This window comes from Streptomyces sp. NPDC007095, assembly GCF_040634475.1.
Lineage (GTDB): Bacteria > Actinomycetota > Actinomycetes > Streptomycetales > Streptomycetaceae > Streptomyces.
Genome location: NZ_JBEYFS010000116.1, coordinates 12,935 through 36,443, shown reverse-complemented (window position 1 = coordinate 36,443; position 23,509 = coordinate 12,935). Strand labels below are relative to the sequence as shown.

The window sequence follows — 23,509 nt, the reverse complement described above, 5'->3', positions numbered from 1 at the left end:
GCCGTCGGATCCGTTCCGCGACGAGCTCGGCACTCAGCCCCGTACAGCCCGCGAGGGCCTCGGCGAGCCCTTCGTCGTCATCGAACTGGCGGGGCCCGCTGCGGCGCTCCGTCACCCCGTCGGTGACACACAGGACGGTGTCGCCGGGGTACAGGTCGAAGGTCTCGGAGACGTAGGTCGCGTCCTCGAAGACACCGAGGAGAGTCTGCGGCTCGGCCACCTCCCGTACGTCGCCGTCGGGACCGAGGATCAGCGGCAGCGGGTGCCCGGCGGAGGCGAGGGTGCAGCGTACGCCGCCCTCGAAGGGCACCAGCTCGCCGTACAGCATGGAGAGGAAACGGGTCTGCGGACCCTCGTCGGGGCCGAGACCCGGCCCGCCCGCCGCCACCAGCGCACGGGCCGCCGCGTCCGCCGCCTCCGTCGCGTCGTCGAGGAGGAGCTGGTTGAGGCGGTCGAGGACGTCCGCGACGTGGTAGCCCTCGCGGGCCAGCAGTCGCACCCAGGGCCGGGCGAGGCCGATCACGACGGCGGCCTCGGGCCCCTTGCCCTGGACGTCGCCGAGGACGAAGCACCAGCGCCCGTCGCCCGCGGGGAACAGGTCGTAGAAGTCACCACTGGGTCCGCCCTTGTCGAGCGGCTCGTACACGAGGGCACTGCGCACCCCGGGGATCTCGGCGACCGCGCCGGGCAGCAGGCCCCGCTGGAGGACCCGGCTGATGGTGGCCTGGCGCGCGTACTGGCGGGCCGCGCCGATGGCGAGGGCGATCCGCCGGCTGAGGTCCTCGACGAGCCCGGTGATCTCGTCGGGGAAGGCGGCCAGTCCGGCCCGGCCGATGACGAGGGTGCCGAGCGGCCGGCCGCCCGCGATCAGCCGGTACGCGAGCGCCGCCCCGCTCGCCCCGCCCGCGCCACCCGTCCGCCCCGACGCCTGTCCCGTGCCTGACACCTGTCCCGTGCCTGACACCTGTCCCGTGCCTGACGCCTCTCCCGTGCCTGACGCCTCTCCGGGTCCTGACGCCTCCCCCGGCCAGGGCACCGGCACCGCCCGGGACCGCACCGAGTCCGGCAACCGTGGCGGATCCTTCTCCAGGGCCCGCCGCAGCTCCTCGATCCGGTTCTCACTGCCGTGCCAGACCCGGGCGAGCCGGGGTCCCAGGGCCAGCCCGAGTCCACCCGCCCGGTCGGTGGCCTCGTCCTCCAGCCATACGGCACACCAGTCGGCGAGCCGCGGTACGAGGAGCTGTCCGGCGAGCGCGGCGACGAGGTCCTCGTCGAGCTGCCCGGCGAGCAGGTCGGAGGCCTCGGCGAGGAAGGAGAGGGCACCGCGGTTGAGCCAGTCGCCGTCCTGTCGCGGCCTCTGCCGCGGTCCGGGGGCGACCGTCTCGCCGACCGGCCCCGTCTCGTCAGCCGGCCCCGTCTCGCCGACCAGTCCTGTCCCGCCCGGCAGTCCGATTCCGCCCGGCAGTCCGATTCCGTCCGCCGACCCCGAACCGGCGGGCAGTCCCGCGGCGTCCGTCATTCCCGGCCCGACACCCATCCCCCTGGCGACACCGAACCCACCACCCACACTCAACCCACGCTCAACGCCCAACCCACCGTCAACACTCAACCCACCATCAACACTCAACCTGCCTTCAACACCCAGCCCGCCTTCAACACCCAGCTCACCCTCGACACCAAACCCGCTCTCGACACCCAACCCGCTCTCGACGCCCAACCCGCCCTGGACGCCCAGCCCCTCGTCGACACTCAGCCCCCCGTCCACGGGCAGCCGCGCCCACACCGTCTTGACCCCGGTCCGATACGTGATCCCCCACGCGTCCGACAGGGAGGCGACCAACCGCAGCCCCCGCCCGTACTCCGGTATGCCGTAGGCCCGTTCGGCCGACTCCTCGCGTACCGCCCGCGAGGGATGGTGGTCGGAGACCTCGACGACCACCGCGCCCACCGCACCGCCGTCGGTGATCTCCAGCCGGCACAGCAGCTCCACGTCGGTGCCCGCGTGCACGACGGCGTTGGTGACGAGTTCACTGACGACCAGCACGGCGTCCTCGGCGAGACGCTCGCGGACGATCTCGGCACCGGGCAGGGCGAGTTCCCCCCAGTCGGCGAGCGTCTCGCGCACCATGCGGCGGGCGGCGCCGGGCGCGAGCGGAGTGCCCGGCAGCGCGGCGCGCGCCATGGCTTCCTGACCCGCGCGGTAGTGCGCGGGCGTACCAGGGGCAAGCGCCGTGGAGTCCGGTTGCGACTCCCGTTGCGTCGGAATGGCCCCCACTGTGCGGCTCCCTGAGCAGTTCGGACGAATACGCCTCAGGCGACACGGACAGAGTGACAGACTGACCACGCCCATAAGCGCCGAGTTACCGAAGTGGGCCGCCATGAGTGAGAACAGTGCTACGCGTGTGCTCGAAGACGGACAGATTCGGGCATTCGACGACGGCCGGATCCCGGCGTCCGATCTGCGTCCGCTGCTCGCCGCGATGACCGCCGCGCGGGACGGTGACTTCACCAAGGTGCCGGAGACGGGACACGGCCTGGTGGCCGATCTGACCGCGGCGTTCAACCAGATCATCGACCGCAGCACCCACTTCAACACGGAAGTGCAGCGGGTACGAAGGGAGCTGGTCCGGCACGGACGGCTCGACGAGCGGCTGTCGGCGAGCCCGGGCCAGGGCAGTTGGACGACCCGCGTCAATGACGTGAACCAGTTGCTCGACGCCCTGGTGGCGCCCGCCGCGAACGCGACGCGCGTCCTGGACGCGGTGGCCGGCGGTGACCTCACCCAACGGGTCGACCTGCACGACGGCAACCGTCAGCTCAGAGGCGATCTGAGGAGGCTGGGGCGCGCCGTCAACAAGATGGTCGATCAGCTCTCCCTCTTCACGGGCGAGGTGACCCGGGTCGCGCGCGAGGTCGGCACCGAAGGCCGTCTCGGCGGGCGCGCCAAGGTGCAGGGCCTGTCGGGCAGTTGGCGTGATGTGACCGAAGCGGTCAACACGATGGCGTCCCGGCTGACCGCCCAGGTCCGTGACATCGCCCTGGTGACCACGGCGGTGGCGCGCGGCGATCTGACCCGTACGGTGACGGTCGAGGCGACCGGTGAGCTGCTCGAACTGAAGCTCACCGTGAACACGATGGTCGACCAGCTCTCCGCCTTCGCCGACGAGGTCACCCGCGTCGCCCGCGAGGTCGGCACCGAAGGGCAACTGGGTGGCCGCGCCCAGGTCAGAGGCGTCTCGGGAGTCTGGAAGGACCTCACCGACAACGTCAACTTCATGGCCTCGAACCTGACCTCCCAGGTCCGCAACATCGCCCAGGTCACCACGGCCGTCGCCAACGGCGACCTCAGCCAGAAGATCACGGTGGACGCGAAGGGCGAGATCCTCGAACTCAAGTCGACCATCAACACCATGGTCGACCAGCTCTCCGCCTTCGCCGACGAGGTCACCCGCGTCGCCCGCGAGGTCGGCACCGAGGGCAACCTCGGCGGGCGGGCCCAGGTCCGCGGTGTCTCCGGTGTCTGGAAGGATCTCACCGACAACGTCAACTTCATGGCGGACAACCTGACCTCGCAGGTGCGCAACATCGCCCTCGTCTCCACGGCCGTAGCGCAGGGAGATCTCGGCAAGAAGATCACGGTCGAGGCGAAGGGCGAGATCCTCGAACTCAAGTCGACCATCAACACCATGGTCGACCAGCTCTCCGCCTTCGCCGACGAGGTCACCCGCGTCGCCCGCGAGGTCGGCACCGAAGGCAACCTCGGCGGCCAGGCCCAGGTCCGCGGCGTCTCCGGCGTCTGGAAGGACCTCACCGACAACGTCAACTTCATGGCCCTGAACCTGACCTCCCAGGTCCGCAACATCGCCCAGGTCACCACGGCCGTCGCCAACGGCGACCTGTCGAAGAAGATCACGGTCGACGCCCGCGGCGAGATCCTGGAGCTGAAGGACACCGTCAACACGATGGTGGAGCAGCTGCGGGCCTTCGCCGACGAGGTGACCCGGGTGGCCCGCGAGGTCGGCACCGACGGGCGGCTCGGCGGACGAGCCCAGGTTCTCGGCGTCTCCGGCGTCTGGCGGGATCTGACCGACAACGTCAACTACATGGCCGACAACCTGACTTCGCAGGTGCGCAACATCGCGCAGGTCGCCACCGCCGTGGCGCAGGGAGACCTCTCGAAGAAGATCGACGTGGACGCCCGCGGCGAGATCCTCGAACTGAAGACGACGATCAACACGATGGTCGACACGCTCTCCTCCTTCTCCTCCGAGGTCACCCGGGTGGCCCGCGAGGTGGGTTCGGAGGGCCAACTCGGCGGTCAGGCACGGGTCGAGGGCGTGTACGGCACCTGGAAGCGCCTCACGACCAACGTCAACGAACTCGCCTCCAACCTCACCACCCAGGTCCGCGCGATCGCCGAGGTGGCCTCCGCGGTGGCCCAGGGCGACATGTCCCGCTCGATCACCGTGGAGACGCAGGGCGAGGTCGCCGAGCTGAAGGACAACATCAACCTGATGGTGGCCAACCTCCGCGAGACGACCCGCGCGAAGGACTGGCTGGAGTCGAACCTCGCCCGCCTCGCCGCGCTGATGCAGGGCCACCGCGACCTGATGGAGGTCGCCGACCTGATCCTGCGCGAGCTGACCCCGCTGGTGAACGCGCAGTACGGCGCCTTCTTCCTGGCCGACCCGGAGGAGGACGGGGCCTCCCTCCACACCGCCGTCCCCGCCAAGGGACTCGCCTTCATCGCCGGATACGGCTCGGCGCAGGGCGCCACGGTCGACACGGGCGGCATGCCGGTGCACGGCCTGGTCCGGCAGGCGGCCCGCGAGAAGAAGCGGATCCTCGTCGAGGAGGCCCCGCCGGACTACATCAAGATCAACAGTGGTCTGGGGGAAGCCGCCCCCGCCAGCGTCGTCATCATCCCGATCCTCTTCGAGGACAAACTCCTCGGTGTGATCGAGCTCGCCTCCTTCTCCCGCTTCTCCGACGTCCATCTGGCCTTCTTCGACCAGTTCGTGAACACCATCGGCGTGGCCATCAACACGATCATCGCCAACTCCCGTACGGAGTCCCTGCTCGGCGAGTCCCAGCGCCTGGCCATCCAGCTCCAGGACCGCTCGGACGAACTCCAGTCGCAGCAGGCGGAGCTGCAACGCTCGAACGCCGAACTGGAGGAAAAAGCGGCGCTCCTGGCGACGAGCTCGCAGTACAAGTCGGAGTTCCTGGCGAACATGTCGCACGAGCTGCGCACCCCGCTGAACTCGCTGCTGATCCTGGCCCGGCTGCTGTCGGACAACCCGGACGGCCATCTCTCGGACCAGGAGGTGCAGTTCGCGACGACCATCCACCGCTCGGGATCGGACCTCCTCCAGCTCATCAACGACATCCTCGACCTGTCGAAGATCGAGGCGGGCCGTATGGACGTACGCCCGAAGAAGCTCCCCCTGATCAAACTCCTCGACTACGTCCACGCCACGTTCCGCCCGCTCACCCTCGACCGGGGTCTCGCCTTCGAGGTGACGGTCGGGGAGGACGTACCGCGGGAGATGTACTCGGACGAGCAGCGGCTCCAGCAGATCCTGCGCAACCTGCTCTCCAACGCGATCAAGTTCACCGCGACCGGCCGGGTCGAACTGCGCGTCAAGCGCCTCAAGGACCCCGACCACGCCTTCACCCGGGAGAACAGCGACGACGTGATCGCCTTCGCCGTCTCCGACACCGGCATCGGGATCGCCGCGGAGAAACTCCCGGTGATCTTCGAGGCGTTCCAGCAGGCGGACGGCACCACCAACCGCAAGTACGGCGGCACCGGCCTCGGCCTGTCCATCAGCCGGGAGATCTCCGGGCTCCTCGGCGGCCGCATCATCGCGGAGAGCGCCCCCGGCGAGGGCTCCACCTTCACGCTGTACGTCCCTGTCATCAGCCCCGGCCACACGGCGACCGGACCCGCCCCGGAGGACGACCGGCCGCTCGTGCCCGAGCAGCTGTCCACCGAGCCGTACACCTCCCACGACACCGACGACTCCTGGCCCACCCCGACCAAGCTGGAGGCGTGGAAGGCCGGCCGGGCGGGTCAGGTCCTGCCGGGGCGGCGGGTGCTGATCGTGGACGACGACATCCGCAACGTCTTCGCGCTCACCCATGTCCTGGGCCGCGTAGGCATGCCCGTCCTGTACGCGGAGAACGGCCGCGAGGGCATCGAGACCCTGGAGCGCAACCCCGACGTGCAACTCATCCTGATGGACATCATGATGCCGGAGATGGACGGCTACGAGACGATCTCCGCCATCCGCCGCACCCCCCGCTGGACGGGCCTGCCGATCGTCGCCCTCACCGCGAAGGCGATGCCGGGAGACCGCGAGAAGTCCATCGCGCGCGGTGCCAACGACTACGTACCCAAGCCGGTGGACGTCGATCAGCTGCTCACGGTCGTCTGCGCCCTCCTCGACCCGGAGAGCGTGAACGACGCGGAGCAGGACGACTCCGAAGGATCCGTTGTTCCGGGGCCGAGCACATCGTCCGAGGAGGCCGCGGCCCCGCCGACGACCGAATGAGGACAGTCACCATGAGCGCTGAGGAAACGACCTACGAGCGCGCCAGCATCCTCCTGGTCGACGACATGGAGGACAACCTGATCGCGCTGGAGGCCGTCCTGGGGTCCCTCAACGAGCCGCTCGTACGTGCGCGTTCAGGCGAGGAGGCGATGAAGGCGCTGCTCAGGCAACGCTTCGCCGTCGTCCTCCTCGACATCCGCATGCCCGGCATGGACGGCTTCGAGACCGCCGCCAACATCAAGCGGCTCGACCAGACCAAGGACGTCCCGATCATCTTCCTGACCGGCACCGACGCCGACGCGGGCTACGCCTTCCGCGGCTACGCCACCGGCGCCGCCGACTACCTGACCAAGCCCTTCGACCCCTGGGTCCTGCGCGCCAAGGTCACGGTCTTCCTGGACCTCCACCGCAAGAACCAGCAGCTGGAACGCCTACTGACCCAGGAACACACCCACGCGGCCCAGATCAGCACGCGGCTTGCGGCTCTGGGGAAGCAGTTGGCGACAGAGGACCCTCCAGACGTGCCGGACCTCCGCAGGCAGGTGGCAGAACTACAGCACCTGATAGCCAAGGCGGCTGGCACCCGCGCCCCGTAGGGGCGCGGGGCCGTGACATATGCGGCTCCGCCGCGTGGGCGCGACCAGCTCCCGCCCTCCGCAGCCGAAGGACAGTCTCACGCCTCCCTGGAGCCCGCGTACATCTCCTCAATGAGCCCCTTGTACTCCCGCTCCACAACCGGCCGCTTCAGCTTCAGACTCGGCGTGATCTCCCCGTGCTCCACATCCAGATCCCGCGGCAGCAACCGGAACTTCTTGATGGTCTGCCACCGCTGGAGCCCCTCGTTGAGTTCCTTGACGTACCCCTCGACGAGAGCGACCGTGGCAGGGGCCGCGACGACCTCGGCGTACGACTTGCCCTCCAGCCCGTTCTCCTTCGCCCACTCCAGGATGGACGGTTCGTCCAGGGCGATGAGGGCGGTGCAGAAGTTCCGGTCGGCGCCGTGCACGAGGATGTTGGAGACGTACGGGCAGACGGCCTTGAACTGGCCCTCGACCTCGGCGGGCGCGATGTACTTGCCGCCCGAGGTCTTGATCAGGTCCTTCTTGCGGTCGGTGATGCGCAGGTACCCGTCGGGCGACAGCTCGCCGATGTCGCCCGTGTGGAACCAGCCGTCGGCTTCGAGGACCTCGGCGGTCTTCTCGGGCAGCCCGTGGTAGCCCTCCATGATGCCGGGACCGCGCAGCAGGATCTCGCCGTCGTCCGCGATGCGCACCTCCGTGCCGGGCAGCGGCTTGCCGACCGTGCCGGTGCGGTACGCCTCGCCGGGGTTCACGAAGGAGGCGGCGGAGGACTCCGTGAGGCCGTACCCCTCGAGAATGTGGATCCCGGCGCCCGCGAAGAAGTAGCCGATCTCGGGGGCGAGCGCGGCGGAGCCGGAGACGCAGGCGCGCAGCCGGCCGCCGAAGGCCTCACGGATCTTGGCGAAGACGAGCGCGTCCGCGACCTTGTGCTTGGCACCCAGCCCGAAGGGCACGGCGGCTGTGCCGGTGCGGCGGAAGTTGTCCTGGCTGGCCTTCGCGTACTCGCGGGAGACCTCGGCGGCCCACTGGAAGATCTTGTACTTGGCGCCGCCGCCGGCCCGCGCCTTGGCCGCGACCCCGTTGTAGACCTTCTCGAAGATGCGCGGGACGGCCGCCATGTACGTCGGCTGCACGACCGGCAGATTCTCGATGATCTTGTCGACGCGGCCGTCGACGGCGGTGACGTGCCCGACCTCGATCTGGCCGGAGGTGAGCACCTTGCCGAAGACGTGGGCGAGCGGCAGCCACAGGTACTGCACGTCGTCGGGGCCGAGCAGCCCGGTCGAGGCGATGGCCTTCGCCATGTACGACCAGTTGTCGTGCGGGAGGCGCACACCCTTGGGGCGGCCGGTGGTACCCGAGGTGTAGATGAGGGTGGCGAGCTGGTCGGCGGTGATCGCGCCGACGCGCTCCTTGATCAGTTCGGGGTTCTTCTCCAGGTACGCGGCACCGCGCGCCTCCAGTTCGGCGAGGGTGAGCACCCCGTCGCCGATCTCGACGCCCGCCGGGTCGATGACGACGATATGGGTGAGTTCGGGCAGCTCGGCACGCTTCTCCCGCGCCTTGGCGAGCTGGGCCGCGTCCTCCGCGATCAGGACCTTGCTGTCGGAGTCGGAGAGGATGAACGCCGACTCATCGGCGTTCGTCTGCGGGTAGATCGTCGTCGTGGCCGCGCCCGCGCACATGATGCCGAGGTCGGCGAGGATCCACTCGACCCGGGTGGAGGAGGCGAGCGCGACGCGCTGTTCCGGCTGTACGCCCAGTTCGATCAGTCCGGCCGCGACGGCGTAAACCCGCTCGGCGGCCTGCGCCCAGCTCAGCGACTTCCACTCGTCCGAGCCCTCGCCTGAGGCAGGGTGGACCGGGTAGCGGTAGGCCTCGGCGTTCGGCGTAGCCGCCACGCGCTCCAGGAAGAGGGCCGCCACGGACGGCGGACGGTTCTCGATCAGGGTCTGTGTGTCGCTCACGACATCCTCCGGGGCCCGCGACAGTGCGTGCGTCTGGCTCGACCGACTGCTGACTGTTGCTGTGCGGCTGGCTGGTTCGGCTGTTGTTTAACTCGCGAGTAACCATCGAGCAGAGATCAGAGTAAGGCGCGTCCGGCCAGTGCGTAAGAGGCGGCGGACTGTCATTTCCTACAGAGAGCGACCCTACGCACGCGTACGGGCTCGCCGCGCCGAAGCGCGACGAGCCCGCATTGTGCCCGAGTTTCCGGGGGTAACAGGTGGCTACTTCTTGCCCTTCGCCGAACCACCGCTGTCGTCGCTGGACAGCACGGCGATGAAGGCCTCTTGCGGAACCTCCACAGAGCCCACCATCTTCATCCGCTTCTTGCCTTCCTTCTGCTTCTCCAGCAGCTTCCGCTTACGGGAGATGTCACCGCCGTAGCACTTGGCGAGGACGTCCTTGCGGATGGCGCGGATGGTCTCGCGCGCGATGACGCGCGAGCCGATGGCGGCCTGGATGGGCACCTCGAAGGCCTGCCTCGGGATCAGCTCGCGCAGCTTCGCGACGAGCCGCACACCGTACGCGTACGCCGCGTCCTTGTGGGTGATCGCCGAGAAGGCGTCCACCTTGTCGCCGTGCAGCAGGATGTCGACCTTGACCAGGCTGGAGGTCTGCTCGCCGGTGGGCTCGTAGTCGAGCGAGGCGTAGCCCCGGGTCTTCGACTTCAACTGGTCGAAGAAGTCGAAGACGATCTCGGCGAGCGGCAGCGTGTACCGGATCTCGACGCGGTCCTCGGACAGGTAGTCCATGCCGAGCAGGGTGCCGCGCCGGGTCTGGCACAGCTCCATGATCGAGCCGATGAACTCGGAGGGCGCGAGGATCGTGGCGCGTACGACGGGCTCGTACACCTCGCTGATCTTCCCCTCGGGGAACTCGCTCGGGTTGGTGACCACGTGCTCCGACCCGTCCTCCATGAGGACGCGGTAGACCACGTTGGGCGCGGTGGCGATGAGATCGAGCCCGAACTCGCGCTCCAACCGCTCCCGGATCACGTCGAGGTGCAGCAGCCCGAGGAAACCGACGCGGAAACCGAAGCCGAGCGCGGCGGAGGTCTCCGGCTCGTAGACGAGCGCGGCGTCGTTGAGCTGCAGCTTGTCGAGGGCGTCGCGCAGCTCGGGGTAGTCGGACCCGTCCAGCGGATAGAGCCCGGAGAAGACCATGGGCTTGGGGTCCTTGTACCCGCCGAGCGCCTCGGTCGCCCCCTTGTTGAGGGTGGTGATGGTGTCACCGACCTTGGACTGCCGGACGTCCTTCACACCGGTGATGAGGTAGCCCACCTCACCGACGCCAAGCCCGTCCGCGGGCAGCATCTCGGGCGAATTGGTCCCGATCTCCAGAAGCTCGTGCGTAGCCCCCGTGGACATCATCCGGATCCGCTCACGCTTGTTGAGCTGCCCGTCGATGACTCGTACGTACGTCACGACGCCCCGGTAGGAGTCGTACACGGAGTCGAAGATCATGGCGCGCGCGGGTGCGTCCTGAACGCCCACCGGAGCGGGAATCTCGGCGACGACCTTGTCGAGCAGCGCCTCGACGCCGACACCGGTCTTGGCGGAGACCCTCAGTACGTCCTCGGGGTCGCAGCCGATGAGGTTGGCGAGCTCCTCGGAGAACTTCTCCGGCTGGGCGGCCGGCAGGTCGATCTTGTTGAGTACGGGGATGATCTTGAGGTCGTTCTCCATCGCCAGGTAGAGGTTGGCGAGGGTCTGCGCCTCGATGCCCTGGGCGGCGTCGACGAGGAGGACGGTCCCCTCGCAGGCGGCCAGCGACCGGGACACCTCGTACGTGAAGTCCACGTGCCCGGGGGTGTCGATCATGTTGAGGATGTGGGTGTTGCCCGGATCCTCCGTCGGGGCCCAGGGCAGCCGGACCGCCTGGGACTTGATCGTGATGCCGCGCTCGCGCTCGATGTCCATACGGTCGAGGTACTGAGCACGCATCTGCCGCTGCTCGACCACCCCGGTCAGCTGGAGCATGCGGTCGGCGAGCGTGGACTTGCCGTGGTCGATGTGCGCGATGATGCAGAAATTGCGGATCAGAGCCGGGGCGGTACGGCTCGGCTCGGGCACATTGTTAGGGGTCGCGGGCACGCAGGGTCCTGTCTCTTGAGGCGCCTGTCGCCTCGGGTCGGATCGATACGTAGGCTCCATGGTCCCACGGGTGGGGAGCTGCGACCGGTTTGGGCCGGTCGTACGGCTACTGGTAGCCTGGGTGGCTGTGTCTCGTGCCCTCTCTGCAGGAGGCACACACCTAAGGAAATCAAACGGCGAGTGAGACGTGCTGTCTCGCGCGCCTGAACCTGTAAAGGCTCATTCGTGGCGAACATCAAGTCCCAGATCAAGCGGATCAAGACCAACGAGAAGGCTCGACTGCGCAACAAGTCGGTCAAGTCCTCCCTGAAGACCGCGATCCGCAAGGCCCGCGAGGCCGCTGCCGCGGGTGACGTCGAGAAGGCCACCGAGTACACGCGCGCTGCGTCGCGCCAGCTCGACAAGGCCGTCTCGAAGGGCGTCATCCACAAGAACCAGGCCGCCAACAAGAAGTCGGCGCTTGCTTCGAAGGTCGCTTCCCTCAAGGGCTGAGTCGGCTGGGCCCCATCGGGCTCAACCCCTGACTTGACCGCCGGAAAGGACCAAGCGGGCCCTCTCTTCCGCTCCTGACCGGCACCCCCGGACCCACGCGCGGCCTGCGTTCGCCACGCGGGCGTGGATCCACCATCGTGACCCAAGGGCCCCGTCCCCCTCCTTCCCCAGGAGGGCGAGCGGGGCCTTTGGCGTGGGCATGGAACTCAGGGCGGTTCCCCGCCCCAGGGGCGCGGGGAACCGCGCGACCAGCCCCACCGGCTCGCAGCCGAGGAACGCACCCTGGAGGCATCCAGGCGGAGCCCCCAGGTTGAGGATGGGACGAATAGGGGCGGCGCGGGCGAAAGAACACGGGCTCAGCCCAGCCGCGCGCTTGATCAAGCCCGGCCAGTGTCAACAACGCTCGTGATCAATACAGCTAGCCCCGACCAGACCGAGCCGCCCGAGCGATCGCAACGACGGCCTTCTCCAGCGCGTACTCGGGATCATCTCCCCCGCCCTTCACCCCGGCATCGGCATCGGCGACCGCCCGCAGGGCAACCGCGACACCGTCCGGCGTCCACCCCCGCATCTGCTGCCGCACCCGATCGATCTTCCACGGCGGCATCCCCAGCTCACGGGCAAGATCGGCCGGCCGGCCCCCGCGCGCGGAGGACAGCTTCCCGATCGCCCGAACCCCCTGAGCCAACGCACTGGTGATCAGGACGGGCGCGACCCCGGTCGACAGAGACCACCGCAACGCCTCCAACGCCTCCGCGGCCCGCCCCTCCACGGCCCGGTCGGCCACGGTGAAGCTCGACGCCTCGGCCCGCCCGGTGTAGTACCGCCCGACAACGGCCTCGTCGATCGTCCCCTCGACATCCGCGGTCAGCTGAGACACCGCGGACGCCAGCTCCCGCAGGTCACTCCCGATCGAGTCGACCAGCGCCTGACACGCCTCCGGTGCGGCCGATCTCCCGAGCGCCCGGAACTCGCCGCGCACGAACGCCAGCCGGTCCGCAGGCTTCGTCATCTTGGGGCACGCCACCTCCCGAGCCCCCACCTTGCGCGCGGCGTCGAGGAGCCCCTTGCCCTTGGCCCCACCGGCGTGCAGCAGCACGAGGGTGATCTCCTCGGCCGGCGCGTCCAGGTACGCCTTCACGTCCTTGACGGTGTCGGCCGACAGATCCTGCGCATTGCGTACGACCACGACCTTGCGCTCGGAGAAGAGCGAGGGACTCGTGAGCTCGGCCAGCGTGCCGGGCTGCAGCTGGTCCGGAGTGAGGTCCCGTACGTCCGTGTCGGCGTCGGCGGCCCTGGCGGCGGCCACCACCTCCTGCACGGCACGGTCGAGCAGGAGGTCCTCCTGGCCCACGGCAAGCGTGACGGGGGCGAGAGGGTCGTCTTGAGCGGTCTTCTTGGCCATCACCGAAAGCATCCCACGCGCCACCGACAACGCGTCCCGCACGCCCGTCCCCGTATCCGTCCCCGTCCCCGTATCCGTCCCCGTCCCCGTATCCGTCCCCGTATCCGTCCCCGTGTCCGTCCCCGTGTCCGTCCCCGTATCCCCGTCCCCGTCACCGGCCCCGGCCCCGTCACCGGCCCAGGCCCAGGCCCCGGCCCCGGCCCCGGCCCCGGCCCCGGCAGAGTGCTACGGCTCCTCGCGCCAGCCGTCCCACTCTCCCGCGAACTCGTCCAGCGCCTTCGGATCGAGCCGCTCCCCGGGATCCATCAGGACCACCAGCCACTGCGCATCCTCGGCGTCGTCCTCACCGGCCAGCGCGTCCCTGACGAGCTGCGGCTCCTCATCGAGCCCGAACCGGTCACCGATCACCTCCGCCGCCTCTTCCGCGGCATCGCGGTCGGGCAGCACCAGCACATGTCTCACATCGCTCACGAGGACATTTTCCGCTACGCCGGACAGAGCTGACGCCGGGGTCAGCCGTTCTCAACGATCTGCACGTCCAGCTCGCTCCTGGCGCTCGATCCTGACGCTCGTTCCGACCACCGCGATGCGACCCGCGAGCATCGTCTGCCGGCTCACCGTGAAGTCGTCCCGGTGCAGGATGTCCGCCGACCTCAGATGGTCGTGGCGCATCGTGACGTTGGTGTCGATGGACATCGCACGTTGGTGGCGGCGGACAACGCGTCGATCACCACGTGCATCGCCGACCGCTCCTCCGGTACGCCGGTTTCAGCCCTTCCGCACCTCCGGCACCCGGTCCAGCGCGATCCCGAAGCGCTCCCGGTAGAGCGCCAACGCCTCCTCGTCCGTTGTCAGTTCCGACACCTCTTTCGTCCCGTCCGGCGCCGTCGCCGTCAACTTCCGGCCGCTGAGCGTGATCCGCCCTCCGTCCTCCGTCACCCGCGAACACACCAGCGACTGCGTGAAATGCGACCTCGGCGAGGTGCTGTTCCACCAGGCCCCGGCGACGAAGTCACCCAGCACCCGCGGCCGCACCTCCAGGCGGTACTGCGGGCCACCGTCCCGGATGACGTCCAGGTCCTCGGCCTCCCGCCGCCCGCCGACGCCCCGCACCCCCGCCGCGTCCGGCCCCGCCTCGAGCACCCTGAACGTGCCGCCAGGGTCCACCTGTTCGGTCCGCGCCCCGAAAGCCAGCGGATAGTGACTGTGCGCCCCGAACCCGACGTCCGCCAGCCAGTCGCCCCCGTCCACCGTCCGCACGCGCAGCGCGAGATGGTCGTACGGGATCCCGAGCCGCCCCTCCTCCCCGTACACCCGCCCCGCGAGCAGCGTGACGTCGAAGCCCAGCGCCCCGAGCAACGCCCCGAACGCCCCGTTCAGTTCGTAGCAGAAGCCACCCCTGCGCCTGCCCACCACCTTGTCCAGCAGCCGCTTCTCCTCCAGCACGATCTCCTCACCCAGATGGATCGACAGGTTCTCGAACGGCACCGCCTTCAGATGGCGCAGGTGCAGGTCGCGCAGCACACCTGAAGTGGGCCACGCGGGGTGATGGGCTCCGATCCGGCGGAGGTAGGCATCGGCCTGTGCGGAATTCATACCCTCAGTCTCTCGCCACGCTCAGCCCTCCGCCCGCACCGACGACGGCCAGCGCCCCGTCCTTGTCCGTCCGCAGCACCACGGCACCCGCGACGCGCAGCGCCGCGACCGTGCTGGGCGCGGGATGCCCGTACGGGTTGTCCCTGCCGCACGAGATCAGGGCGAGCCGCGGGGCCACCCTCCGTATGAGCTCCGGGTCCTGGTAGGCCGAGCCGTGGTGGGCGACCTTGAGCACGTCCACGGCCGTCAGCTCCCCGGCCGCCGGTGATCTCAGCAGCGCTTGCTGCGCCGGCGGTTCGAGGTCGCCGAGCAACAGCAGCCGCAGCCCCGCCGACCGTACGAGGAGGGCGACGCTGGCGTCGTTCGGCCCCTCCGGGGTGGGCGCCGGGCTCGGTGGCGGCCACAGCACCTGCCAGTCGAGACTGCCGACGCGCCGCATTTCACCCGCCACGGCCGACGCCACCGAGATGTGGCGTGCGGCCGCCTCCCTCCGTACGAACTCGGCCTGGTCCGGCGGCTCCGCGAACCCCGTCGTCTCGATCGCCCCCACCGCACGCCCCCGCAGCACCCCCGGCAGCCCCGCCACATGGTCGGCGTGAAAATGCGTCAGCACGACGAGCGGGATCCGGGTGATGCCGAGCGTGGTCAGACAGTGGTCGACCAGCGCGGGATCGGGGCCCGCGTCCACCACCACGGCGGTGCCGTCACCCGCCGCGAGCACCGTCGCGTCGCCCTGTCCCACGTCGCACATCGCGAACCGCCAGCCGGGCGGCGGCCATCCCGTGATCACCCTGGTGAGCGGCGCAGGCCGCACCACGACCAGCAGGAACACCAGGACACAGACACCGCTCAGCCAAGGATGCTTCAGGAGCCGTCGGCCGACGAGCACGACGACCGCCGTGACCACGGCGAGCAGCAGCGCCCCCGGCCGGCTCGCGGGCCAGTCCACTCCCCCGCCGGGCAGCGCGGCGCCGGTCCGGGCGATGTCGGCGATCCACCGGGCCGGCCAACTCGCGCACCACGCGAGCCCCTTGGCCACGGGCAGTACCACCGGCGCCGTCGCCAGCGTCGCGAACCCCAGCACCGTGGCCGGTGCGACGGCGAACTCCGCGAGCAGATTGCACGGCACCGCCACCAGGCTCACCCGGGCCGACAGAACCGCGACGACCGGCGCGCACAGGGCCTGTGCGGCTCCCGCGGCGGCCAGCGCCTCGGCCAGGCGCGGCGGCATCCGGCGCCTCTGGAGCGCCGCACTCCACCGCGGGGCGAGCGTGAGCAGGGCGCCGGTCGCCAGCACGGAGAGCAGGAAGCCATAACTCCGTGACAGCCAGGGGTCGTACAACACCAGCAGCAGTACGGCCGTGGCCAGGGCGGGGATCAACGATCTGCGGCGGCCGGTCGCGAGGGCGAGCAGCGCGATCGATCCGCAGGCCGCGGCCCGCAGCACGCTCGGGTCCGGCCGGCACACGATCACGAAGCCGAGCGTGACCGCGCCACCGAGCAGGGCGGTGGCCCGCAGCGGGATACCGAGCCGAGGTGCGAGGCCACGCCGCTCGGCGCGCTGGGCGAGACCTGGTGGTCCGACGAACAGGGCGAGCAAGATCGTGAAGTTGCCGCCGCTGACCGCCAGCAGGTGCGTGAGGTCCGTCGCCTTGAACGCCTCGTCCAGCTCCGGTGTGACCCGTGAGGTGTCCCCCACGACCAGCCCCGGCAGCAGCGCCCGCGCGTCCGCCTCCAGCCCGTCGGTCGCCTGCCGCAGGCCCTCGCGCAACCGGCCGGCGAACCGCTGCGGCTCGGACGGCTGCCCCACCACCTCCGGCGGCCCGCTCCCGCGCACGCGCAGCACGGCCGCGATCCGATCCCCGCCCGACAGTGCGGGGGCAAGCCGCGCGGCCACCCGCAACCGTGTGGACGGCAGCAGCGACAGCCAGGGCGAACGCCCGCCGGGCAGCCGGGGCGAGCCCCTCGGCGAACGCGCGTCGACGATCACCAGCACCGGCGTGCGCGTCGCCACCACAGCCCCGTTTCCTCCCGCCCGCGTCACCCGCCGGACCTCCGCGTCGAGCAGCACGGCCGTGGGAGCCGCGTGATCCCCCTTGATCCGAGGCCGGGTGAGCCGTGGGTCGGAGGTGACCTCCACCTCGGCGGTCACATGGGCGTACTGCCGCGCCAGGGCCGGGATCGGGCCGCGGCGCGCATCCGCCCCGTGCAGCCCCGCGGACGCGGCGGCCGCCGCGACACAGAGCAGTGAGGCGGCGACGGATACCCGTGGCCAAGCACGCAGTGGTCGTGCGCCGTACCCCGTCGCCCTGCGTGCCTTGGTCCGCCCCAACGCCAGCAACACGCCGGCCACGACCAGGCAGCCCACCACCACGGCTGTGGCCCGTCCGGGCGGTGCGCCCACCGTCACCGCCGCCGTCACCCAGGCCGCGAGCGCGGGTGGCACGAGCCGCAGATCCGTCGGCCCTTCCTCCCGGGGGTGCGCGGTGCCGAGCCGCTTTCCCGAGGCGGCGTGCACGGCTCGGCGACTCCGGGAGTGCGGGGTGCTCCGCGTGGCATCCGTCGGCGCGGAGGCCGCGTGGAGCGAAGGGGACACAGGGGACACAGGGGGCGAAGAGGTTGCGGAAGCCGCCGAGGGCTCGGTGGGCCCGCTCACGGCCGTACGAGTTTCTGCAGATCGGAGAACCGCCGGTCGCCGATTCCCTTGACCTCGCGGAGCTCGTCGACCGAGCGGAAGCCGCCGTGCTGGGTGCGGTAGTCGATGATGTGCTGGGCGAGAACGGGACCGACGCCCGGCAGGGTGTCGAGCTGGTCCACGGTGGCCGTGCTGAGGGAGACCGGAGCCGAAGGAATCGCTCCTGAAGCGGACCCGCCGATCCCGGTGGTGCTGGAGCCGCCACCCATGACCGGTCCAGCCACGGCGGCGGGGACGCCCACCACGACCTGTTCGCCGTCCACCAGGAGGCGGGCCCGGTTGAGCCCCTCGGTGTTCGCGCCCGGTCGCACCCCACCCGCGGCCCGCAGCGCGTCCTCGACCCGCGAGCCGGCCGGCAGTCGTTGCAGCCCGGGACTGCGCACCTTGCCGCTGACGTCCACCACGATCGCGCTCCCGGTCGAACCGGGCGAGCCGACCGGGCTCGGCGGCGCCCCGGCCGAACCTCCCGGCTCCGCCGACTTCCGCTCCACCGCGCCGCTCTGCCCGCCGTACGGCGCGACTGCCCGCACCACCTCGGGAGCCCGCACCGACTGCGTCCTGCCACCCCAGAACTGCTGCACGGCGAAGACCACCGCGACAACCAGCAGCACACCGAGTGCGGTCACACTCCTGCGCTCCAGACCGCACCTCGACTGCAGCCACAGCGGCATCCGCTCCCGCACGGCGAGCCCGGCCCGCTCCCGCCATGCCGCCGTTGCACCGGGCGCGGGAGCGCCGCGCCCGGCCCGGACGCCCGCACTCGCACGCGCACCCGGGCTCGGGCTCGGTTCGTCACGGTCCAGGACCCCGGTGGGCGAAGAGCCGCACTCCCCCCGAACGACGGCGACCCCGACCCCCGCCGTGGTGCTCCCCCTTGGGCCTCCCACATCCCGGTCCACGCCCGGCGGCCCGCCCCCCAACTCCCCTCCTGTGCTGGGCCTTTCGGAGAAGAGCGCCTGCGCACGCAGGCGGAGCGCCTCGGCCGAGGCATCGCGGCGTCGGGCGCGGGCGCCTGTATCTGTATCTGTATCTGCACCTGCGCTTGTACCTACACCTACACCTGTGCCTGCGCGGCTTGGCGAGCGATGGCGGCGATGGCGGGTGCGGCCGTCGGAGACGGGTCCGCGGCCCGGGCCACTGGTTGGTGTGGCGGTGCGTGAGCGTGATCGAAGTGCCATGCGTCGAGGATCGGGCAACTCGCCGCCCTCGCGATGATCTTGCTCAAATCCCGGGGAAAACTACCCAGTTGTGGATAACTCCGTCACCCACGCGAGTCACACCAGGCCCAGTAGACGCATCAGACGCCGTAGTCCCATCAGCCGCAGGCGCCCCCACTCCGCCACCACCGAATTCCTCGGCCTCATCGAGGCGAGACGACCGCCCCCAGCAGCCCGGGGCCCGTGTGCGCCCCGATCACCGCACCGACCTCGCTCACATGCAGATCGACCACGCCCGGCACCCGCGCCCGCAACCGGTCGGCGAGGGCGGACGCCCGCTCGGGGGCGGCGAGATGGTGGACGGCGATGTCGACCTGGGCGCTGCCCGCGCGTTCGGCCACGATCTCCTCGAGCCGGGCGATCGCCTTGGACGCCGTCCTTACCTTCTCCAGAGGTTCGATCCGCCCCCCGTCGAGCTGGAGCAGCGGCTTCACCGCGAGCGCGGAGCCCAACAGCGCCTGCGCGGCGCCGATTCGGCCGCCACGACGCAGATAGTCGAGCGTGTCGACGTAGAAGTACGCGTAGGTGCCGGCAGCCCGCTTCTCCGCGGCCGCGACCGCCTCGTCGACGGTGCCCCCTGCCTCCGCGGACTCGGCCGCGGCGAGTGCGCAGAACCCGAGGGCCATCGCGATCATCCCGGTGTCCACCACCCGCACGGGGACCGGGGCCTCACGGGCCGCGAGGACGGCGGCGTCGTATGTGCCGGAGAGTTCGGCGGACAGGTGGAGCGAGACGATGTCGGTAGCGCCCGACTCGGCGACCCTGCGGTAGGCCGCGGCGAAGACCTCGGGGCTGGGCCGGGACGTGGTGACGGAGCGCCGCTTCTGGAGTGCCTGCGCCAGGGAGCGGGCCGAGATCTCGGTACCCTCTTCGAGCGCCTGATCGCCGAGAACCACGGTCAGGGGCACCGCGGTGATGCCGTGGCGCTCCATCGTCCGGGGCGGCAAGTAGGCCGTTGAATCGGTGACGATCGCGACATGGCGGGACATGAGCTGGAGGTTACCTGCCGGGGAGCGTGGACGGCAGCCCGGCCCCTTTCACCTGCGGTCTAGGTCGGGTCAAGTCGTGCTCTCGGGACGGGGTTTCTTCTGCCAGGGGTAGGTGGGCCGCTGTCCCGGCGGGGTGATGGCGGAGCGCGGCGGCTCGTCGGCCGGGCGGGACTGCGGGGGCTCCGGCCAGGTCTGGCCGCTGGAAGTGGCCGTGTCCGGTGCCGGCGCCTCGGGCCAGGGGGCCGTGGACCCCGGCGCGGTCGTCCAGTGCCGCAGGGCGCCCGCCTCGACGTCGATCTGCTCACTCAGCGAATCCAGGTCGTCGGCGGCGAACCGGCGGGCCCGGTCGCGCGCGGCCCAGCGCAGCGAGTCCGCGGACTGCGTGATCCGCTCGGTGCGCTCACGCAGCTCGGGCAGCCGTGTGGAGAGCGTCCGCTTGTCCGGTTCGCTCTCCAGGCGCCTCAGCTCGTCGTCCAGCTCGCGCCCGTGCACACTGAGCCGCTCGAACAGCCCCAGGGACTCCTTCAGGGACTCGTCCTCGGCCACGCCCGAGTGCAGCGCGTCCTGCGTGGCCCGCATCGAGGTGCGCAGCGTCAGTCTCAGCTGGGCGATCTCGCCCGCCGGGCCAGGCTGAGTAATGGTCTTGGCACGCAGGGTGGTGTCCTCGACCGTGCGGCGGGCCTGGGAGATCGTGCGGTCCACACCGCGCTTGGCGGCGCCGATCACCTTCACGGTGGCGTATGCGCCCAGCACCACGAACAGCAGGAAGAGCAGGGCGACAACTGTGATCACGGCTTCCACCACGCTCCTCCTCCGGACGTCGCGGCAACCGCCGCGTCACTCTTCAACGGTAAACGCAACGGGCAGGTCCGGAGTTCCGGAAGAACCCCGAACCTGCCCGTAGGGGACTACCCCTAGCCAAGCCACCGATCCGTGCCGTACCGGGGCAAGCGGCTACGCCGTGACGATGTTCACCAGCTTCGGCGCCCGCACGATCACCTTGCGGATGCCCGCGCCGTCCAGCGCGGCGATGACCTTCTCGTCGGCCAGCGCGATCTTCTCCAGCTCCGCGTCGGAGATCGACGGGGAGACCTCCAGGCGCGCCTTGACCTTGCCCTTGATCTGCACGACGCAGGTCACGGCCTCGTCCACGACGTACGCCGGGTCGGCCACCGGGAAGTCCTGGTGGACGACCGAGTCGGTGTGGCCCAGCTTGCGCCACAGCTCCTCGGCGATGTGCGGGGCCAGCGGCGCGACCAGCAGCACCAGGGGCTCGGCGACCGTGCGCGACACGGGGCCGCCGGTCTTGGTCAGGTGGTTGTTCAGCTCGGTGACCTTCGCGATGGCGGTGTTGAAGCGCAGGCCCTCCAGGTCCTGGCGCACGCCGTCGATCGCCTTGTGCAGCGCCCGCAGGGTGTCCTCGTCGGCCGGGGTTTCGACGACCGTGACCTCGCCCGTGGTCTCGTCGACGACGTTGCGCCACAGCCGCTGCAGCAGCCGGTACTGGCCCACCACCGCGCGCGTGTCCCACGGCCGCGACACGTCCAGGGGGCCCATCGCCATCTCGTACAGGCGCAGGGTGTCCGCGCCGTACTCGGCACAGATCTCGTCCGGAGTGACCGCGTTCTTCAGGGACTTGCCCATCTTGCCCAGCAGCCGGGAGACCTTCTCGCCCTGGTAGTAGTACGCGCCGTCGCGCTCCTCCACCTCGGCGGCCGGCACCGCGATGCCGCGGCTGTCGCGGTACACGAAGGCCTGGATCATGCCCTGGTTGAACAGCTTGTGGAACGGCTCGACCGAGGAGACATACCCCAGGTCGTACAGCACCTTCGACCAGAAGCGCGCGTACAGCAGGTGCAGCACGGCATGCTCGGCGCCGCCGACGTACAGGTCGACACCACCGTGCGGCTGGCCCTCACGCGGGCCCATCCAGTACTGCTCGATGGCCGGGTCGACCAGCTTCTGGTCGTTGTGCGGGTCCAGGTAGCGCAGCTCGTACCAGCAGGAACCTGCCCAGTTGGGCATGGTGTTGGTCTCGCGTCGGTACTTCTGCGGGCCGCGGCCGTCACCCAGGTCCAGGGTGACGTTGACCCAGTCCTCGTTGCGGGACAGCGGCGTTTCGGGAGAGGTGTTCGCGTCGTCCGGGTCGAAGGTGCGCGGCGAGTAGTCCTCGACCTCCGGCAGCTCCAGGGGCAGCATCGACTCGGGCAGCGCGTGCGCGACGCCGTCCTCGTCGTAGACGATCGGGAAGGGCTCGCCCCAGTAGCGCTGGCGGCTGAACAGCCAGTCGCGCAGACGGAAGTTGACAGTGCCCTCACCGATGCCCTTGCGGGCCAGCCACTCGGTGATGCGCTCCTTCGCCTCGGCCACGCCCAGGCCGTCCAGCGAGATGTCGTCGTTGGAGGAGTTGATGATCCTCGCGTCGTACGACGCGAAGGCGTTCTCCCACGTCGACGTGTCGGTGCCGCGGCCGTCGGTCGGCTCGACGATGCAGCGGATCGGCAGCTCGAAGGCGCGCGCGAACTCGAAGTCGCGCTGGTCGCCGGCCGGGACGGCCATGATCGCGCCGGTGCCGTAGCCCATCAGCACGTAGTCGGCGATGAAGACCGGGACCTGCTCGCCGTCGACCGGGTTGGCCGCGTAGGCGCCGGTGAAGACACCGGTCTTGTCCTTGGCCTCGGCCTGCCGTTCGACGTCGGACTTCGAGGCGGCCTGCACACGGTAGGCGGCGACGGCCTCGGCGGGCGTGGCGTGACCGCCGGTCCACACCTCGTGGGTGCCCTCGGGCCAGGCTTCGGGGACGAACTTGTCGACCAGCGGGTGCTCGGGCGCCAGCACCATGTAGGTGGCGCCGAACAGGGTGTCCGGGCGCGTGGTGAAGACCGTGATGGCTTCGCCGTCGATCGGGAAGTCGACGCGGGCGCCCTCGGAGCGGCCGATCCAGTTGCGCTGCTGCAGCTTGATCGCCTCGGGCCAGTCCAGCGCCTCCAGGTCGTCCAGCAGCCGGTCGGCGTACGCCGTGATGCGCATGTTCCACTGACGCAGCTTGGCCTTGAAGACGGGGAAGTTCCCGCGCTCGGAGCGGCCGTCGGCGGTGACCTCCTCGTTGGCCAGCACCGTGCCCAGCCCGGGGCACCAGTTGACGGGCGCGTCGGAGGCGTACGCCAGTCGGTACTCGCTCAGAACGTCGGCGCGCTCGTCGGCGGTCAGCTCGTTCCACGCGCGCGTGGCGCCGTCAACGCTCGGTACGGCGCGCTCGCCGCTCTCGAACTGGGCGATCAGCGCGGAGATCGGACGGGCCTTGTCCGCCTCGTCGTCGTACCAGGAGTTGAAGATCTGCAGGAAGATCCACTGCGTCCACTTGTAGTACTCCGGGTCGATCGTGGCGAACGACCGGCGCTTGTCGTGCCCCAGGCCCAGCGCGCGCAGCTGGGCCTTCATGTTCTCGATGTTGGCCTCGGTGGACACGCGCGGGTGGGTGCCCGTCTGCACGGCGTACTGCTCGGCGGGCAGGCCGAAGGCGTCGAAGCCCAGGGTGTGCAGGACGTTGTGGCCCGTCATGCGCTGGAACCGGGCGAATACATCGGTGGCGATGTAGCCCAGGGGGTGGCCGACGTGCAGACCCGCTCCCGAGGGGTACGGGAACATGTCCATGATGAACTTCTTGGGCTTGGCGGCCAGCTCGGGGTCGCCCGCCAGGTCACCGCTGGGGTTCGGCGCCTCGTACGTGCCCTCGGCGTCCCAGAAGTCCTGCCAGCGTGCCTCGATCTCAGCGGCCATCACGGCCGTGTAGCGGTGCGGCGCTGCCACCTCGGAGGCGGCAGCGGGGTTCGTCTCGCTCATGATCCTCAAAGCTCCATCGATCGTCTCTGCCAGCGGC

The 23,509-nt window shown here is 70.2% G+C and carries 15 protein-coding genes; 3 read left to right on the top strand and 12 right to left on the bottom strand.

Annotation, left to right across the window (positions count from 1 at the left end; translation table 11 throughout):
• A partial coding sequence (locus ABZ656_RS33100) for an ATP-binding SpoIIE family protein phosphatase (RefSeq protein WP_360272752.1) occupies positions 1-2,275 on the bottom strand: 2,275 nt, incomplete at its 3' end.
• 103 nt (positions 2,276-2,378) lie between these two features.
• On the opposite strand from ABZ656_RS33100, the gene ABZ656_RS33095 reads away from it, so the two are divergent.
• Both ABZ656_RS33095 and ABZ656_RS33090 read left to right on the top strand, forming a co-directional pair.
• A complete protein-coding gene (locus ABZ656_RS33095) occupies positions 2,379-6,557 on the top strand; it encodes a HAMP domain-containing protein (RefSeq protein WP_180362525.1) in 4,179 nt (1,392 codons plus the stop codon).
• An 11-nt stretch (positions 6,558-6,568) separates the two neighbouring features.
• A complete protein-coding gene (locus ABZ656_RS33090; RefSeq protein WP_101405219.1) occupies positions 6,569-7,153 on the top strand; it encodes a response regulator in 585 nt (194 codons plus the stop codon).
• 77 nt (positions 7,154-7,230) lie between these two features.
• Here the strand turns inward: ABZ656_RS33090 and ABZ656_RS33085 are convergent, their stop codons facing one another.
• Together ABZ656_RS33085 and lepA are read right to left on the bottom strand one after the other, a co-directional pair.
• Complete coding sequence (locus tag ABZ656_RS33085) at positions 7,231-9,105, bottom strand: long-chain fatty acid--CoA ligase (RefSeq protein ID WP_360272748.1); 1,875 nt, start codon at positions 9,103-9,105, stop codon at positions 7,231-7,233.
• Positions 9,106-9,366: 261 nt separating this feature from the next.
• The gene (gene lepA / locus ABZ656_RS33080; protein ID WP_101405217.1) at positions 9,367-11,235 is read right to left on the bottom strand and encodes a translation elongation factor 4; all 1,869 of its coding nucleotides are present in this window, start codon (positions 11,233-11,235) and stop codon (positions 9,367-9,369) included.
• Between the two features lie 225 nt (positions 11,236-11,460).
• Between lepA and rpsT the strand changes: the two genes are divergently transcribed.
• On the top strand, positions 11,461-11,727 hold the full coding sequence (gene rpsT / locus ABZ656_RS33075; protein ID WP_075032712.1) for a 30S ribosomal protein S20: 267 nt from the start codon (positions 11,461-11,463) through the stop codon (positions 11,725-11,727).
• A 418-nt stretch (positions 11,728-12,145) separates the two neighbouring features.
• On the opposite strand, the gene holA is transcribed toward rpsT, so the two are convergent.
• The 9 genes from holA to leuS all read right to left on the bottom strand — a co-directional run bounded on the left by holA (position 12,146) and on the right by leuS (position 23,472).
• Complete coding sequence (holA, locus tag ABZ656_RS33070) at positions 12,146-13,135, bottom strand: DNA polymerase III subunit delta (protein WP_218978435.1); 990 nt, start codon at positions 13,133-13,135, stop codon at positions 12,146-12,148.
• A gap of 222 nt (positions 13,136-13,357) precedes the next feature.
• Positions 13,358-13,603 carry a hypothetical protein gene (locus ABZ656_RS33065; RefSeq protein WP_101405216.1) on the bottom strand — a complete coding sequence of 82 codons (246 nt, stop codon included), beginning with the start codon at positions 13,601-13,603 and terminating at the stop codon, positions 13,358-13,360.
• 51 nt (positions 13,604-13,654) lie between these two features.
• Positions 13,655-13,828 (bottom strand): hypothetical protein, encoded by a 174-nt coding sequence (locus ABZ656_RS33060; RefSeq protein WP_180362523.1) that lies wholly within the window; start codon positions 13,826-13,828, stop codon positions 13,655-13,657.
• A 72-nt stretch (positions 13,829-13,900) separates the two neighbouring features.
• A complete protein-coding gene (locus tag ABZ656_RS33055) occupies positions 13,901-14,728 on the bottom strand; it encodes an arylamine N-acetyltransferase (protein WP_101405215.1) in 828 nt (275 codons plus the stop codon).
• Between the two features lie 4 nt (positions 14,729-14,732).
• Entirely contained in the window at positions 14,733-17,246 is a 2,514-nt protein-coding gene (locus ABZ656_RS33050; protein WP_360272741.1) for a ComEC/Rec2 family competence protein, read from the bottom strand.
• Positions 17,247-17,380: 134 nt separating this feature from the next.
• The gene (locus tag ABZ656_RS33045; protein ID WP_360272738.1) at positions 17,381-18,601 is read right to left on the bottom strand and encodes a ComEA family DNA-binding protein; all 1,221 of its coding nucleotides are present in this window, start codon (positions 18,599-18,601) and stop codon (positions 17,381-17,383) included.
• A 182-nt stretch (positions 18,602-18,783) separates the two neighbouring features.
• Entirely contained in the window at positions 18,784-19,629 is an 846-nt protein-coding gene (locus ABZ656_RS33040; RefSeq protein WP_168508645.1) for a DegV family protein, read from the bottom strand.
• A gap of 69 nt (positions 19,630-19,698) precedes the next feature.
• Entirely contained in the window at positions 19,699-20,430 is a 732-nt protein-coding gene (locus ABZ656_RS33035; protein ID WP_360272734.1) for a hypothetical protein, read from the bottom strand.
• A 153-nt stretch (positions 20,431-20,583) separates the two neighbouring features.
• Positions 20,584-23,472, bottom strand: coding sequence for a leucine--tRNA ligase (gene leuS / locus ABZ656_RS33030; protein ID WP_360272731.1), 2,889 nt, complete (start codon positions 23,470-23,472; stop codon positions 20,584-20,586).
• Between the last annotated feature and the right edge of the window lie 37 nt (positions 23,473-23,509).